This is a genomic window from Pseudodesulfovibrio profundus, from assembly GCF_900217235.1.
GTDB classification, from domain to species: domain Bacteria; phylum Desulfobacterota; class Desulfovibrionia; order Desulfovibrionales; family Desulfovibrionaceae; genus Pseudodesulfovibrio; species Pseudodesulfovibrio profundus.
Window position 1 is genome coordinate 1,224,276 of record NZ_LT907975.1, and the last position, 15,198, is coordinate 1,239,473.

Below are 15,198 nucleotides of genomic sequence, written 5' to 3' on the forward strand. Positions count from 1 at the left end.
AACCTATTTCAGGACGGCTCAGGCTAATCGATCACCAATCTCGCGATCAGTTTTCGAGATTCTTGAGCAGTTCTCCCGCTTCATGCATCTGCGCAAACGAGGTATTCTTGAACACCTCACTTTCTACGGCCTTCACGAACTCGTCATGGTTCATGCGCGTAAAATCAATCATGATTCCCTTGGCCTTGAAGTACAACTGCAAAAACGCAATCGTCGCTTCATCAGACAGCAGTTTCGCGATGTCTTTGGCTTCGGTCAGCGATGTGAATGGTTTGTTGATGCCGCCCAGATAAAACATATCAAGGCCACTTTTCCCATCAGTCACCACACCCAGCAGATTAAATGTCTTGAGCTTTGCTACGAACTCTTCCGTCAGATCAGGAAAATCAAGGATATCCTGTTTCGGAAACACGGCAGCAAAGACCATCTGTTCAGTTTCATTAGCCATGGTGTGACGGAACACCGCCTCATCACGGTTCTTTCGTGCGGCCTTGACCGTTTCATACAAGTCACAGGCAAAAGCCATTTTCAGATCGGCGAGTACTTTTTCATCCATATTATCTATCTCCATTGACGCTGATGAGTACCTCATTTCAATGGAGGAAACAATGGATTTGACGGATTTACCCGCTCATACTCCAAAACAGCCTATCGCTTAAATAATGCCGTGCAGGGGGCCACCCTTTGCGCCCAGCTCGTCCACACGCTTCTCCACTTCCGGATCAGGCTCCAGAGCCGGAGCATGATACGTCTTGAGGCGTGCGTCGATGACGACTGCCTTTTCCGCGCCCCAGTGCTTGGCATGGGTAAACTCACCCACACCGTACATGTCCGTAGCCGGATCGGAACGGGTAAAGGTGACCCAAAGGAAATTGTCCCAATTCTGAACGGTGAAGTCGGCATCATCGGCAACCACTATCATCGGGAAGCCTTCAATGCCTTTGACCTTGCTCAACCCTTCGGCCACTCGACTCAACGCCGGATCCTGCTGGTCACGTTTGCGACGGTGTTTGGGACCTTTGATGACCAGAATGCCCGGAGCCATGACCTTGGGATCACGGAAACCATGGGGCAGATTGATATCGGAAGAAAGCTCAGTGGAAAGCTCTCGTTTTCTCGATCCGGCTGCGGCAAAGACCAATTTCGAACCTTGATTGAGCGTGATGCCCGAGTAGTCCAGGGTATCAATTGTCGTGCGTGTAATGAAATGCAGGTCGCGAGTCAGGTCCGCGCGTTCCAGCATATGGCGGAAGAAAACCGGGATATCATGACAGGATCCGTCAGGACCAAGGTCTTCCTTGGCGGCAATAAGGACATACTTTGAAAGCGAAGTCTGGGTATTGCCAAGCAGAGCCATGGCATTGGTCAACAATTCCTGGGGTTGACGCTCTTCGGCGTAAGGAACGTACCGTTCGCTACCGACAGCCAACAGCAACGGATGGACGCCGGCGGCATCAACAGCATGCACCTCGTGGACGCCCGAGAAGACAGACGGAACCAACTCGGCCGTCAACTCATGGACGAATTCACCGAACATGGTGTCTTCCTGAGGCGGCCTGCCCACGGTGGTGAACGGCCATATCGCATCAGGACGATGGTAAACCGCATTGACCTTCATCACGGGGAAGTCATGGGCAAGGCTGTAATAGCCAAGGTGATCGCCAAACGGCCCTTCCGGCTTCTCAAGACCGGGAACGATCTCGCCACAAATGCAGAAATCCGCTTCAGCCGGGATTGGCAGTTCGCCTTCGCGGGTAACCATGGGGATCCGATGACCGCCCAGCGCACCGGCGAAGAATAATTCAGCCAAGCCTTCCGGCAGCGGCATCATGGCAGCAACGGCCATGGACGGTGCACCCCCCACAAAAATATTCACTTTCAGCGGTTCGCCTTTTTCAATAGCCTGGGCATGGTGGTGCCCGATGCCGCGATGAATCTGGTAATGCAGCCCGATTTCCTTGTCCTGCACAAAGTCGTTTCCATTCAACTGGACACGGTACATTCCCAGGTTGGACCCGGCTATTCCGGGCGATCCCGGGCTTTCGGAATACACCTGTGGCAATGTCACGTAGCCACCGCCATCCATGGGCCACGACACAAGGCTGGGCAGCCCCGAGATGGTTGTTTGCCCCTGCATCACCGGACCGGACGAAACCCGTTTGGGCAGTGTATGCCAGGCAGTTCTTGGCGCACCAAGGTACTGCCATGGACGCTTGAGCGCATCCATGGGGCTGAGCTTGAGCTTCATCAGGCGCTGGACCGTTTCCACTGTATCGCGAAAAATATACTGCATGCGCTCTCTGGTGCCGTAAATGTTGGCAGCCATGGGAAAGCGGCATCCCTTCACGTTGTTGAACAGCAAGGCCGGACCACCGGCATGAAAGACCCTTCGCTGAATAGCACCAATTTCTATGTTGGCGTCGACAGCCTGATCGATTTGAATCAGGTCACCTTTAGCCTCAAGTGCTTCGAGGCATTCACGTGTATTTCTGTATCCCATTTTGGTTCCCTTTGCGTTTATGGCGACCCAATCTAGACGGAAAGGCAGGAAAAGTTAAGCGGATTATGCTGCTGGGGAACCGGCTGTATCGACGTGGCAGCTATTGCGATTGCGTTGACGGTTGCCACACGCAATCATAATCACCATGATGCCATTGGCGCTGTCTGGTCAGGACTTTTTCCCTGAGCGGCTTCAGGTATCGAAAGCCGTTGTTTCGGCATGTATTGCAAAACAGACGGGGGTAATTGCAGATCAGACAATAAGGCCTGTAATCATCACACCTTGATGCATTCCAGGGTCGTCTTTTCCCGAGCATACAACGTTTTCTATGGAAAACGCACTCGAGGCAATCATTTGACATAATTAACATTTTACGCATCATAAACCTCCAAAAACGGGACAATCTCACCTTATATGACAAGCACAGAATTCTCCGGGTGAGTATTATAATTTGCCCTCTGCCCAGGAGCTGCCAAAAGTAAATGAGCGTAGAAAAATGCAACTACCACGAATACAATAACATCCTGCAAAAGACGCACTCTTCCACTTTTCCGAAGCTCGAAATTAGGCTAGGCTGACTTAAGATGAAACCACATAACTGGAGATACTGATGGGCTTGATAGATTGGGATGAAACCATGTCAGTCGGTGTTGAAGAAATCGACATCCAACACCGCCAACTCATTTTGCTGGTCAATGAGTCCTATGAGGCGCTCCAACGCCATGATGAAGATAAGATTCCTGCGCTGCTCGAAAAAATGAAGGAATATGCGGCCGTTCATTTTGAAACAGAAGAATCCTACATGAAGCGCAACAACTATCCGGGGCTGGAAGCACACAAGCTCAAACACGTCCGATTCAAGAAGGACGTGGAAGAATTCCAGCAAAAGAAATACGAAAAGACCAACTTGTCCAAACTCTTCGTCTATCTGAGCAGGTGGCTGACGCGGCACATCATGGACGAAGACAAACGCTATACCGTTTACATGCGCTCAAAAGCCTAGGCTCCGGCCTTCACTGGGTTTCGCCATTTGAGACCTAAGATAGAAAACCGCTATAAAAACGAAAAAGGACTTATCGAATAAATCGATAAGTCCTTGAAATTTTTGGCGGGCTATACAAGATTCGAACTTGTGACCTCTTGCTCCGGAGGCAAGCACTCTATCCAACTGAGCTAATAGCCCGCGCGAACGATGTAGCTATCCTCACCATACACCTTTGTCAAGGATACTTGAAGGATGATTTTACTGAGTTCACCATCTTACTGGTGGCCGGGATACCGCGTAAACAAAAGGTTCTTGCGGATAAATCTAAAAAAAGTCTATAAGAGTTCTGATGCCGGGCAAGAAGCACTTGCAGCCTCCTTCCCGAGCAATACGAGGAATAAATGAACAAAAAACGAATCATATTGGCCGTAACAGGCGCCAGTGGAAGCATTTATGCCATCCGACTTGCCAAGGCGCTTGGCAACATGGATAACGTTGAGCTTCACGTCATTGTATCCGATGCAGCCGTTCAGGTACTGACGCTGGAAACAGACGAGTCCATAGAAGCAATCACCGGGAACGCCCACGCCGTTCACCATGCCGCAAACATTGCCGCGCCACCGGCCAGCGGATCATGGCAACATGATGGCATGATTATCTGCCCGTGCTCCATGGCAAGCCTGTCAGCGGTTGCAACCGGCTTCGGCCACAATCTCATCCACAGGGCCGCCGATGTGGCACTCAAGGAAGGTAAACCGCTGGTGCTGGTGCCAAGAGAGACTCCGTTGAGTACCATCCATCTCAATAATATGCTCACAGCCCGTCAGGCCGGGGCCACGATTGTCCCTGCGAGTCCGGGGTTTTACCACGGTCCGAAAACCATTGAAGACCTTGCCGATCAACTGGCCGGCAAGATACTCGACCAATTGGACATTCCCCACACGCTGTACAAGCGCTGGGGCGAACAGGAGGATTAGCAATGGAACTGACTTGGTTCGGTCACTCGAATTTTCGACTCAAAGCCGGCGACGCGACCATCCTTATCGACCCGTTTTTCGTCGGCAATCCTTCATCGCCGACCACGTACAAAGAGATTGAAGAGTGCGATCTCATTCTCGTGACCCATGACCATGCCGATCATATCGGTCAAACCCTTGAGCTTGCCGTCAAACACGACGCCGAGGTCGTGGCGATCTTTGATATCATTCAATCGCTGCTTCCCATGGGACTGCCTGAGCATCTGGGTGTCGGCATGAATATCGGCGGCACGGTTGAGCGATGCGGTATTTCAATAAAGATGGTGCAGGCGCTGCATTCCTCCGTCAACGGCGTACCGGTGGGATTCATCCTCACCCTGCCCGACGGGACATGCATTTACAATTCGGGCGACACAGGACTGTTTGGCGATATGGAACTGTTCGCGAAGTTCCACGATATCGATATCGCCATGCTGCCCATAGGTGGTCGATTCACCATGGATGCGCAGGAAGCGGCCTACGCCTGTTCACTGCTCAAATGCGACACGCTCATCCCCATGCACTGGGGAACATGGCCCATTTTAGACAAGAACACCAAAGCCATGCGGGAACAACTGGCACTCTATGCGCCGGACACCAGGATGAAGGAAGTCCCCATCGGGGAACCTGTCACCCTGTAGTTTGATCAATGCCGTAGACTTTGCAAGGCCGAGTGAATCTGCTCGGCCTTTTTCTTGCCCACGCCTGGTAGCTCGCGGATCTCAGCCAAAGAAGCCCCGGTCATTGAGGCGAGGGAGCCGAAACGATCCCAAAGGAGTCGAGCGGTTTTGGGTCCGACACCGGACAATGATGTCAGTTGGCTGTTCAACACAGTCTTCTTGCGCGAACGGCGCTGCTTGCCCAGTACGAATCGATGGGCAGTATCTCGCACCATCTGCAAAAAGAGCAACTCGGGACTCCCGCCCTTCAACGGCATGGGATTCTTACGCCCCGGGCGAAAGATCAGATCATCCAACTCACCGGCGCGACGGGACGGACCTTTGGCAATTGCCGCCAATTCCCAGCACATATCATCAACGCACTCGGTAAGGGCGGCTTCCACGGCAGAAAGTTGTCCGCGCCCTCCATCAATAAGCACGAGGTCAGGCCACGGCGGCCCGGATTCCACACGCCGCTTTGCCCAGGCTCCAAGCGCTGCATAGTCATCGCTGCTCCCCTCCAGTTCAGGGAAGGAGTAGATACGGGAAGCCTCCTTGTTGCGCCGCCCATCTTCAAACACCACCTGCCCGACACGCATATCTTTTCCGCCAAGATGAGAAGCATCAACGCATTCAATACGAAACGGCTCCACGCCAAGCTTAAGCTTCTTCATTAGGCGGACACTGATGGTATCTTTCTTTTCCTTTGCCTGAAACGCTACGGCCCGTGCCAACTCCAACAACTTCTTCTCTTGAGAAGAACGCGGTGGAGCGATACGCACCGGCGCGTTTCTGCGCTCTGCCAACACTTCGGAAAGCAGTGTTTCTTCAACATCGTGTGGTGCAACAATCACTGACGGGATAAACCGCCCCTTGCCATAAAACTGCAACAGGAAACTCTGGACCACCTCCGGCCCTTCTTCCAGTGTCAGCCCCGGCCAGAAAAACTGTTTCTGGTCGAGCAGGCGGCCCTGCCGAACAAAGAGCAATCCCAAACCGAGGCCATCATCCGTCTGGGCCAGCCCAACGATATCCCGGTCGCGGTTATCATGAATGACCGCCACCTGCCCTTCAACCGTCTTCTTGATGGCCCGTATCTGATCCCGAAGCTCCGCCGCCTTTTCGAATGCCAAATCTTTTGACGCCGCTTCCATACGCTTCTCCAGCGTACTGACCAGTTCACTGGATTTACCAGACAGCAGCATCTCCACCCGCCGGACATAATCATTATATAGGTCACGATCCACATCGAGCACACAGGGTCCCAGGCACTGGTGAATATCATAATATAGACATGGGCGGACCCGGTTGTTGAAAGCGTGGTCCGAACACTTGCGCAAGGGAAACACCTTGCCAAGAAGCTTGCGCGTGGACCGGGCTGCAGCGCCGGAGGTAAAGGGACCGAAATAGACCGCGCCGTCGCGAAGCACCTTGCGTGTCACGGTCAACCGAGGGAACCGAGACTGCTTGTCGAGCTTGAAAAGAACGTACTGTTTATCGTCCTTCAATACGACGTTATATCGAGGTCGATGCTTCTTGATCAGGCCCGACTCCAAAAGCAGAGCTTCCTTCTCAGTCGCAGTCAGAAGCACATCCACTTTGCGAACCTTGGCGACCAAAGCTTTTGTTTTGGGTGTATGTCCAGTGCTCTTCTGAAAGTAGGAGGCAAGCCTGCGCCGAAGACGTTTGGCCTTTCCCACATAGATGATCGTTCCCCGGTCATTCTTCATTAAATAGACGCCGGGTGTGTCCGGATAATCAGCGGCAAAAAATTTGAACTGTGTACTCATGGCAGTGTGTTTTTTTTTCGACAAAATTTGTTTCAAAAAGACTCTACAGCATTTGGGCTACAAAATCACCCAACTCTCAATCTAAATAAACACAATAAAATCAGATAAATGAAAACACAGAGAAAGAAGTGTGGTCAAATTTTTTGTACGGTATAAAAATTTTTACCCACCCCATCTTTTTTGCCGATTCCCCTTGCAAAAGCAAAAAGGAACAGGTAAACGAAGTATCAGTTTAAGGCGTTCACTCGGTGAAAACCGCAAAAAAAGGAAGATTTATTATGAAACGTTTGATCATGCTCGCAGTGCTTTGCGCCTTCGTTCTCGGCGCTTCCGCTGCTTCTGCCGCAGACCTCAAGGTCTCCGGTGCTTTCGTGACTGACGCTGCCTGGATGGGCGGCTGGGACTTCGATGACGAAGCAGACTCTTCTGCTTTTGACCTGAAGACTCGTATGGATCTCGTCTTCCAGGTCGTCGCTTCTGAAGACCTGAAAGCAGTTTTCTACACTCGTACCGACGCTCTCTGGGGCCAGGACGAGTTCGCAGCTGGTGCAACTGATGCTGCTATTGGCGTCCGCCGTGTATACCTCGACTTCAACTACGCTGGCGTTAACTTCAAGACCGGTTTCCTGCCTGTCACCCTTCCTAACGAAGTTGGTGGCTCCCTGATCCTGGACGAAGAAGTTACTGCTGTAGTTGCTTCCGGTGCTTTCACCGAGAACGTTGACTACATGGGCGCTTACATTCGTGTTGACTCTGAAGCTGGCGATACTAACCTTACCTCCAATGCTCAGTTCGACGTTTACGCTGCTGCTCTGCCCGTTACCTTCGATGGTTTCGGCATGACCCCGTTCGTTGCTTACGGCAACATCGGCGACAACAACAGCATCACCGATCCTGATGGTGACGACGAGACTGCTGGCCTCGAAGATGCTTCCGCTTACTGGCTCGGTACCACCTACGCTGTCAACGCTTTCGACCCCATCGTCGTAAAAGGTGACATCAACTACGGTAACCTCGACGCTGACGGCGAAGCTAACGACGCTTCCGGTTGGGCTTTCACCCTGGACGTTGCCTACACCGGCATGGACATGATGACCCCCGAAGCTTACTTCGTTTACACCTCCGGTGAAGACGATGACACCACCGACGGTTCCGAGCGTCTGCCCCAGATCGATCCCGACTGGGCTATCGGTACCTTCTTCTTCGGCGGTGACTACTTCCTGCAGGGTTCCATTGATGAAGAAGTCCTCGGTTTCTGGGCCCTCGGTGCTCAGTTGAACGACATCGCTTCCTTTGCTGAAGGTCTGACTCACCAGGCTATCGTCATCTACGCTCAGGGTACCAACGACGAAGACTGGGCTAAGACCCAGGATTTCGATGGCCGCACCCTGTCCGAAGAAGACTCCCTGATCGAGCTCGACTTCAACACCTACTACAAGCTGATGGACGAACTGACTGTTGGTCTGGAACTCGGCTACCTGAACCTCGACGCTGATAAAGACGTTTGGGGCGAAGATGGTGGTTCCGCTTACAAGGTCAGCACCGGTATCGCTTACGCTTTCTAAGCTAGCTTAGAAAACGAACTTACCTTTCACCTAAGTGACGCCAAGGGCCGGGGAGTGCAAACCCCGGCCCTTTTTCTTTGCCTCCTCATTTTCTCGACTTTTGAACCACTCTCATATATACACATCCCCCTCGGGGATCAGGCGGCTGCCCCCGTAATACCACCTATCCGAAAAGGCTGAATCGAGGTCATCATGCCCTGCAGAAAACTGACATACGACACATCGGCTGACTGGGCTCCCATAGCCGATTGGCTGGAAAAACGAAAAGATCCGGACACCAAGGTCGACGGCATCGTCCGCGACATACTGGAAAATGTCCGACTGAACGGCGATAGTGCCATCGCCGAATACACCTGCAAATTTGACTGTGAATCTTTCACGGCTGATCGCTTGAAAGTCCCTACCGAGGCCATCTCCGCTGCCCTTGAAGCGATTCCTCAGTCCGATGTTGCCATCCTCGAAGAGGCAATTGATCGCATTCGTACATTCCATGCCAACCAGAAAGAGAAATCCTGGTGGACCACCAGTGATGACGGCACCATTCTCGGCCAGATGGTTCGCCCGGTTGATCGTGTTGGACTCTATGTTCCTGGTGGTCAGGGTGGCGAAACACCGCTCATCTCAAGCCTGATCATGAACGCCATTCCGGCACAGGTCGCCGGGGTTGAGTCCATTGCTGTGACGTCCCCGCCGCGAGCCGATGGCACGCTGAATCCTTACATACTTGCCACAGCAGCTCTCTTGGGACTGGACGAACTCTACCTCGCCGGTTCAGCATGGGCCATCGCCGCTCTTGCCTACGGCACCGAAACCATTCAGCCCTGTGACGTACTGGCCGGGCCAGGTAATATTTTTGTTGCAACTGCCAAGGCACAACTGATCGGACAGATTGGTATCGACATGGTTGCTGGTCCGAGCGAAATAGCCATCCTTGCCGATGAAAGCGCCAATCCAAAGTGGATTGCTGCCGACATGCTTTCACAGGCAGAGCACGATCCCCTTGCCGCTTCCCTTCTCGTGACACCTGATACAAATCTCGCCACCGAAGTCGCCAAGGAACTGAAGTCTCAGTGTGCAGCTCTTCCGCGTGGTGAAATTGCCGCTAAATCTCTTGAGGAGTGGGGAGCCATCATCACGGTACCAAGCACAGAGATGGGTGTTGAAATAATCAACAACCTGGCAGCAGAGCACCTTGAGTTGGCAGTGGACGATCCGTGGGCCATCCTCGGCGGCATCCGACATGCCGGCGCGATCTTCATGGGCCACACTTCCCCCGAACCGGTGGGCGACTACTTCGCCGGTCCCAACCACGTTCTGCCGACCCTGCGCACTGTCCGTTTCTCATCCGCCTTGTCCGTCCAGAACTTCTGCAAGAAGTCGAGCGTGATCGCAACAACGCCAGGCTATGTGGCAAAGCACGGGGACAAGATAGCCAGACTGGCCAGACTGGAAGGATTGGAGGCCCACGCTCGCAGCGTGGAGTGCCGTAACAAATAGTTTTCACCGGCCGAGCCGGGATATATCATTATATAAGCACCTATCATAATGGAGAGAGAAACATGACAGCCGTACTTGAAACAAACATCACCGAGTACCCTCTGGTCTCAAAGGGCAAAGTTCGCGACATCTACGAAATTGATGACACGACGTTGCTTCTGGTCACGACTGATCGCATTTCCGCTTTTGATGTGGTCATGCCTGACCCGATCAAGGACAAGGGCAAAGTCCTCAACCAGATCACCCTGTTCTGGATGGATATGATCAAGGACCTGACCCCCAACCACATCCTTGCCACCAATGTGGATGACTACCCAGAGCCGCTGCACAAATACAAAGAGCAGTTGCAGGATCGCTCTGTCCTCGTCAAAAAGGCAAAGCCCCTGCCCATCGAATGCATCGTGCGCGGATTCATCACCGGTTCCGGCTGGAAGGATTACCAGAAGACAGGTGAAGTGTGCGGACACAAGCTCCCGGCCAACCTGCAGGAATCCGAAATGCTGGAAAAGCCGCTTTTCACACCGTCCACCAAAGCCGATATCGGCGATCACGACGAGAACATCACTCTTGATGCAGCCGCCGATCTCATCGGTGAAGAGATGATGCGCAAGGTAGAGAAGCTGGCTCTTGATATTTACATCCGTGCTCGCGACTACGCCAAGGAACGAGGCATCCTCATCGCGGATACCAAGTTCGAATTCGGTATGCTCGGTGACGAGTTGATCCTCATCGACGAAGTCCTGACACCTGATTCTTCCCGCTTCTGGCCCATGGAAGGATACGCCCCAGGCCAGTCTCAGCCCAGCTTCGACAAGCAGTACTTCCGCGACTGGCTCGTCGAAATCGGCTTCAACAAACAGCCGCCGGCACCGAACGTACCGGAAAACATCGCTGAACAGACTCGCGCCAAGTACCTGGAAGCATACAAGTTGCTGACCGGTAGCGAACTGGAAGTTTAAGGAGGCACCATGCTGGAGTGGTTACAACTCATCGGACTGATTATTCTCGGCGTTGTCGTCGGGAATATGATCCGTCGCAAATTCGGCAACGGAGGCGGTTGAGGCCCCTCCAGCAGATGCGACTGGACGTCGAAAGAAAAAAGTGATCAAGATAAATAGTTGACCAAGAGAGCGGATGCCCGACTTGACAGGTGCATCTATTCCATCTAATAAAGCTCTCTTGCCTTGCTCTCCCCTATGCGGGGGAAGGGCCAATGACCAAAAGGAGATTTAAAAATGGTTAACAATTACGAGACGCTCGTTCTTCTGTCTCCAGAGTTGGCTGAGGAAAACAGGAAGGAAATCCTGGATAACCTCACCAGCATCGTGGAACGTGAAGGCGGCAAAATGGTTGAGACCGATGATTGGGGCATGCGCCTGCTGGCCTACCCGGTCCAGAAACAGACCCGCGGTTACTACGTCCGTCTGGTCTACGATGCCCCCGGTGCGCTGGTGGCTGAGCTGGAACGCAACATCCGCTTCACCGACGGCATCTTCAAGTTCATGACCGTCAAACTGGCTGCCTAGGAGGTCCTACCATGGCATTTCGCAAAAAATTCACCCCTCGGAAGAAGTTCTGCCGCTTCTGTGCGGACAAAGAACTCCCCATGGATTACAAGCGCCCGGACATCCTGCGCGACTTCGTTACCGAACGCGGCAAGATCATTGCCCGTCGTATCACCGGCACCTGTGCTAAGCACCAGCGTAGCCTGACCAACGAAATCAAACGCGCTCGTCAGATGGCCCTCCTTTTCTACACCACCGTTCACAGCACTGATGTGAAAAAGCGTAGCTCCATGTAAGGGAGGAGACCAAATGAAACTTATCCTTCGCGCTGATGTTGACTCTTTGGGTCGACTCGGAGACATCGTTACCGTCAAGCCCGGCTATGGTCGCAACTTCCTGATTCCTCAGGGAATGGCCAAACCCGCCACCAAAGCTAACCTTAAGGCCTTCGAACTCGAACGCCGCAAACTTCAGGAGCAGGCTGATTCCCTGCGCGCCCAGGCCGAAGGTCTGGCTGAAAAGATCGCAGCCACTCCGGTTGAGATCGAAGTTCGCGTCGGTGAAGGCGACAAACTCTACGGTTCCGTTACCACCGCCAACATTGGTGATGCAATGGAAGCCGCTGGTGTTAACATTGATCGTCGCAAGATCATTCTCGGCGACCCCATTCGCTCCCTGGGCGAATTCGACATCGAAATCAAGCTGCACCCGGACGTACGTGCCGAGCTGAAGCTGAATGTTGTCCGCCACGGCGGTCCTGTCGAAGAAGAGGTTGTCGTTGAAGAAGAGACTGTTGAAGCTGAAGCCGTCACGGAATCCGTAGATGCCGCAGATGCCGAAGCAGCAGAGGCCTAAATCAGGCCCATACGCCTCTAATCCGGAAGAGGCCCTTGAAAGGGCCTCTTCCGCTCTCTTACGTAAAGTCCCCCCCCAGAATCTGGAAGCGGAACAAGCCGTTATCGGCTCCGTATTCCAATCGAACACCATGTTCCACGAACTCGTGGATCTGGTGAATCCTGACGACTTCTATTCGCCGGCCCATCGCTCCATTTTTCAGGCGTTCATTGATCTGTACAACAGTCAAAAGCCCATCGATCTCGTTACGGTCAAAGACCTGCTTGAGACCAACGGTACCCTTGAAACTATTGGCGGCCCTGTTTATCTCTTCGAATTGGCCGATTCCGTTGTCAGCTCTGCCAACAGCCTCCACCATGCCAAGATCGTTCGCGATAAGTCCATCCTGCGCAAGCTGATCGATGCGTCTTCAAGCATCATCACGAACTGCTATGAAGCTGCCGATGTGGACCAACTACTTGGTGAGTCGGAAAAAGAAATTTTCAATATTGCGCAGGCCAAGACCGCAGCCAACCAGTTGGACTCCAAGCGCCTACTGGACCGCGTCTTTGAAGACCTGACGAAAAAGTACGAGCAGAAGTCATCCATCACCGGTATTGCCACGCACTACCACGACTTCGACAACATGACTGCCGGTTTGCAGAACTCCGACCTCATCATCATGGCCGGTCGTCCTTCCATGGGTAAGACCGCGTTCGCACTGAACGTCGCTCTTCGTGCAGCAGTCCGCTCTGAAGCACCAACCGTTGTATTCTCTCTTGAGATGAGCATGGAACAGCTCATGACTCGTCTGCTGGCGGTACAGGCACATGTCGGCCTGCAGAACCTCCGTACCGGGTATCTCGAAGACTCTGACTGGCAAAAGCTGTATCAGGCAGGCGACGTCCTTTCGCAAGCACCTATTTTCATTGATGATACACCTGCACTTTCCACCTTGGAACTCCAGGCACGCTGTCGACGCCTCAAAGCCGAACACAATCTCGGTCTGATCATCATTGACTATTTGCAGCTCATGCGTGCTTCCGGTCGTGTCGATTCACGCGAACAGGAAATTTCCGAAATTTCCCGATCGCTCAAGGCCCTTGCCAAGGAACTGAACGTACCGGTCATCGCCCTTTCGCAGCTCAACCGTAAGGTTGAAGAACGTACCGACAAGCGCCCGATGATGTCTGACCTTCGTGAGTCAGGCGCCATCGAGCAGGATGCTGATATCATCATATTCCTGTATCGTGATGCCGCCTACAACAAAGCCGAAGACAATCCGCTCAAGAACCATGCGGAAATCATCATCGCCAAACAGCGTAACGGCCCGGTCGGCAAGTGCGAGCTCTTTTTCAAGAAGGAATTCACCCTTTTCGAAAACATGGATGTCACGCCGTATCCGTCCGAATTGCCCGAGGGCATGTAACTTCCAGACGCCCGCACGACATCACCCTTTCCTTTCGATCAGTACTATTCCATACAAAGGTTTGAATTTTTCAGTCGGAAGAAGTAAATGGTGTGTTCCACCGCTTCTAACCTTTAGCACCGAGCTGTCATGTACTACGATAAAGCAGAAAACATGGATCGCGCCAGCCTGGAATCACTTCAGCTTGAGCGCCTGAAATCGACCCTTGAAAACGCCAAGAATGCGCCGTTTTACAAGGAACAGTTGGCCGGAATCAATCCGGAGGACCTCCAGTCGGCGGCAGATATCACCAAACTGCCGTTTACGACCAAGGACGATCTGCGCAGCCAGTATCCGTATGGCATGCTCACCCGCTCAAAGGATGAATTTGTTCGGCTGCACGCGTCGTCCGGTACCACCGGTACCCCGACAGCAGTTTTCTATACGCAAAAGGATCTCGACACCTGGGCTGATCTGATGGCTCGCTGCATGTACGCATGTGGCTGCCGCAAGTCGGATGTTCTGCAAAATATGTCCGGCTACGGTCTTTTCACCGGTGGCCTGGGTATCCATTACGGCTCTGAGCGACTGGGAATGCTCACGGTCCCAGCCGGTGCCGGTAATACCAAGCGCCAGATCAAGCTGATTCGCGACTTCAATGTCAGCGTTCTGCATATCATTCCGTCTTTTGCTCTCTATTTCGCGCAAAAGGTTGAAGAAGCCGGGTTCGATACCGCTGATATGCCGTGGAAAATCGCACTGATCGGTGCGGAGCCTCACACCGAGGAAGCCCGCCGCAAAATTGAAGAAATGATGCACATCAAGGCATACAACTCCTACGGTCTTTCAGAGATGAACGGCCCCGGCGTTGCCTTTGAATGTGTGCACCAAAACGGCATGCACGTCTGGGAAGACGCCTACATCGCCGAGATCATCGACCCAACCACCGGCGAACACGTCAAGGAAGGGGAAATCGGCGAACTGGTCATGACGACGCTGACCCGCGAAGGCATGCCCATAATCCGATACCGTACCCGCGATCTGACTCGGTTCATCCCCGGTCAGTGTGAATGTGGACGCACCCATCGTCGCATCGACCGCATTGCAGGTCGCGCCGATGACATGATGATTCTCAAGGGTGTGAACATTTACCCGATGCAGATTGAGCAATGCCTCATGGCCATGCCTGAAGTCGGCCAGAACTATTTGATCGAGCTGGTGACCGAAGGCATTACCGATCAGCTGAAGGTCAAGGTTGAAGTCAAGGATCAGTTCTTTGTCGAAGACATGCGCGCACTCCAGGGATTGCAGAAAAAGATCGCCAAGAATCTCTGCAACGAGATTCTGATCACTCCTCGCGTAGAGCTGTGTCAGCACGACTCCATCCCCAAGGGAGAAGGCAAGGCCGTGCGCGTTGTCGACAAGCGGGAGAAATAAGC

General features: G+C 53.0%; 14 protein-coding genes and 1 tRNA gene. 11 read left to right on the top strand and 4 right to left on the bottom strand.

Going from position 1 to position 15,198, the window contains the following annotated elements; genetic code table 11:
- Positions 1 to 46 precede the first annotated feature (46 nt).
- Positions 47 to 556, bottom strand: a complete 510-nt coding sequence (locus tag DPRO_RS05925) for a hypothetical protein (protein WP_097011222.1) — start codon at positions 554 to 556, stop codon at positions 47 to 49.
- A gap of 99 nt (positions 557 to 655) precedes the next feature.
- On the bottom strand, positions 656 to 2,500 hold the full coding sequence (locus tag DPRO_RS05930) for a UbiD family decarboxylase (protein ID WP_097011223.1): 1,845 nt from the start codon (positions 2,498 to 2,500) through the stop codon (positions 656 to 658).
- Positions 2,501 to 3,110: 610 nt separating this feature from the next.
- Here DPRO_RS05930 and DPRO_RS05940 point away from each other — a divergent pair.
- Positions 3,111 to 3,503: a bacteriohemerythrin gene (locus tag DPRO_RS05940; RefSeq protein WP_097011225.1), complete on the top strand. Its 393-nt coding sequence runs from the start codon at positions 3,111 to 3,113 to the stop codon at positions 3,501 to 3,503.
- Between the two features lie 103 nt (positions 3,504 to 3,606).
- On the opposite strand, the gene DPRO_RS05945 is transcribed toward DPRO_RS05940, so the two are convergent.
- Positions 3,607 to 3,683: transfer RNA gene (locus tag DPRO_RS05945), tRNA-Arg, on the bottom strand.
- A gap of 203 nt (positions 3,684 to 3,886) precedes the next feature.
- Between DPRO_RS05945 and DPRO_RS05950 the strand changes: the two genes are divergently transcribed.
- Complete coding sequence (locus DPRO_RS05950; protein WP_097011226.1) at positions 3,887 to 4,462, top strand: UbiX family flavin prenyltransferase; 576 nt, start codon at positions 3,887 to 3,889, stop codon at positions 4,460 to 4,462.
- A gap of 2 nt (positions 4,463 to 4,464) precedes the next feature.
- Positions 4,465 to 5,142 (top strand): metal-dependent hydrolase, encoded by a 678-nt coding sequence (locus DPRO_RS05955; protein ID WP_097011227.1) that lies wholly within the window; start codon positions 4,465 to 4,467, stop codon positions 5,140 to 5,142.
- Positions 5,143 to 5,147: 5 nt separating this feature from the next.
- Here the strand turns inward: DPRO_RS05955 and uvrC are convergent, their stop codons facing one another.
- Positions 5,148 to 6,950 (bottom strand): excinuclease ABC subunit UvrC, encoded by a 1,803-nt coding sequence (gene uvrC / locus DPRO_RS05960; protein ID WP_097013657.1) that lies wholly within the window; start codon positions 6,948 to 6,950, stop codon positions 5,148 to 5,150.
- Between the two features lie 278 nt (positions 6,951 to 7,228).
- Here uvrC and DPRO_RS05965 point away from each other — a divergent pair, with 278 nt between their 5' ends.
- From DPRO_RS05965 to DPRO_RS06000, 8 genes are all read left to right on the top strand, one after another.
- Positions 7,229 to 8,515, top strand: a complete 1,287-nt coding sequence (locus DPRO_RS05965; protein WP_097011228.1) for an outer membrane homotrimeric porin — start codon at positions 7,229 to 7,231, stop codon at positions 8,513 to 8,515.
- Between the two features lie 192 nt (positions 8,516 to 8,707).
- On the top strand, positions 8,708 to 10,012 hold the full coding sequence (gene hisD / locus DPRO_RS05970) for a histidinol dehydrogenase (protein WP_097011229.1): 1,305 nt from the start codon (positions 8,708 to 8,710) through the stop codon (positions 10,010 to 10,012).
- Positions 10,013 to 10,074: 62 nt separating this feature from the next.
- Positions 10,075 to 10,971, top strand: a complete 897-nt coding sequence (locus tag DPRO_RS05975) for a phosphoribosylaminoimidazolesuccinocarboxamide synthase (protein ID WP_097011230.1) — start codon at positions 10,075 to 10,077, stop codon at positions 10,969 to 10,971.
- Between the two features lie 276 nt (positions 10,972 to 11,247).
- Complete coding sequence (rpsF, locus tag DPRO_RS05980) at positions 11,248 to 11,538, top strand: 30S ribosomal protein S6 (RefSeq protein ID WP_097011231.1); 291 nt, start codon at positions 11,248 to 11,250, stop codon at positions 11,536 to 11,538.
- Between the two features lie 11 nt (positions 11,539 to 11,549).
- Positions 11,550 to 11,813: a 30S ribosomal protein S18 gene (rpsR, locus tag DPRO_RS05985; RefSeq protein WP_097011232.1), complete on the top strand. Its 264-nt coding sequence runs from the start codon at positions 11,550 to 11,552 to the stop codon at positions 11,811 to 11,813.
- 13 nt (positions 11,814 to 11,826) lie between these two features.
- Positions 11,827 to 12,372, top strand: coding sequence for a 50S ribosomal protein L9 (rplI, locus tag DPRO_RS05990; protein WP_097011233.1), 546 nt, complete (start codon positions 11,827 to 11,829; stop codon positions 12,370 to 12,372).
- Complete coding sequence (gene dnaB, locus DPRO_RS05995) at positions 12,350 to 13,780, top strand: replicative DNA helicase (protein WP_173806841.1); 1,431 nt, start codon at positions 12,350 to 12,352, stop codon at positions 13,778 to 13,780. Before rplI ends, dnaB begins: the two co-directional genes overlap by 23 nt.
- A 129-nt stretch (positions 13,781 to 13,909) precedes the next feature.
- Entirely contained in the window at positions 13,910 to 15,196 is a 1,287-nt protein-coding gene (locus tag DPRO_RS06000) for a phenylacetate--CoA ligase family protein (protein ID WP_097011235.1), read from the top strand.
- Positions 15,197 to 15,198 lie beyond the last annotated feature (2 nt).

Coding starts and splice junctions, on each gene's coding strand:
- DPRO_RS05925 (WP_097011222.1), bottom strand. CDS start 556: ATGGATGAAAAAGTACTCGCCGATCTGAAAATGGCTTTTGCCTGTGAC.
- DPRO_RS05930 (WP_097011223.1), bottom strand. CDS start 2,500: ATGGGATACAGAAATACACGTGAATGCCTCGAAGCACTTGAGGCTAAA.
- DPRO_RS05940 (WP_097011225.1), top strand. CDS start 3,111: ATGGGCTTGATAGATTGGGATGAAACCATGTCAGTCGGTGTTGAAGAA.
- DPRO_RS05950 (WP_097011226.1), top strand. CDS start 3,887: ATGAACAAAAAACGAATCATATTGGCCGTAACAGGCGCCAGTGGAAGC.
- DPRO_RS05955 (WP_097011227.1), top strand. CDS start 4,465: ATGGAACTGACTTGGTTCGGTCACTCGAATTTTCGACTCAAAGCCGGC.
- uvrC (WP_097013657.1), bottom strand. CDS start 6,950: ATGAGTACACAGTTCAAATTTTTTGCCGCTGATTATCCGGACACACCC.
- DPRO_RS05965 (WP_097011228.1), top strand. CDS start 7,229: ATGAAACGTTTGATCATGCTCGCAGTGCTTTGCGCCTTCGTTCTCGGC.
- hisD (WP_097011229.1), top strand. CDS start 8,708: ATGCCCTGCAGAAAACTGACATACGACACATCGGCTGACTGGGCTCCC.
- DPRO_RS05975 (WP_097011230.1), top strand. CDS start 10,075: ATGACAGCCGTACTTGAAACAAACATCACCGAGTACCCTCTGGTCTCA.
- rpsF (WP_097011231.1), top strand. CDS start 11,248: ATGGTTAACAATTACGAGACGCTCGTTCTTCTGTCTCCAGAGTTGGCT.
- rpsR (WP_097011232.1), top strand. CDS start 11,550: ATGGCATTTCGCAAAAAATTCACCCCTCGGAAGAAGTTCTGCCGCTTC.
- rplI (WP_097011233.1), top strand. CDS start 11,827: ATGAAACTTATCCTTCGCGCTGATGTTGACTCTTTGGGTCGACTCGGA.
- dnaB (WP_173806841.1), top strand. CDS start 12,350: ATGCCGAAGCAGCAGAGGCCTAAATCAGGCCCATACGCCTCTAATCCG.
- DPRO_RS06000 (WP_097011235.1), top strand. CDS start 13,910: ATGTACTACGATAAAGCAGAAAACATGGATCGCGCCAGCCTGGAATCA.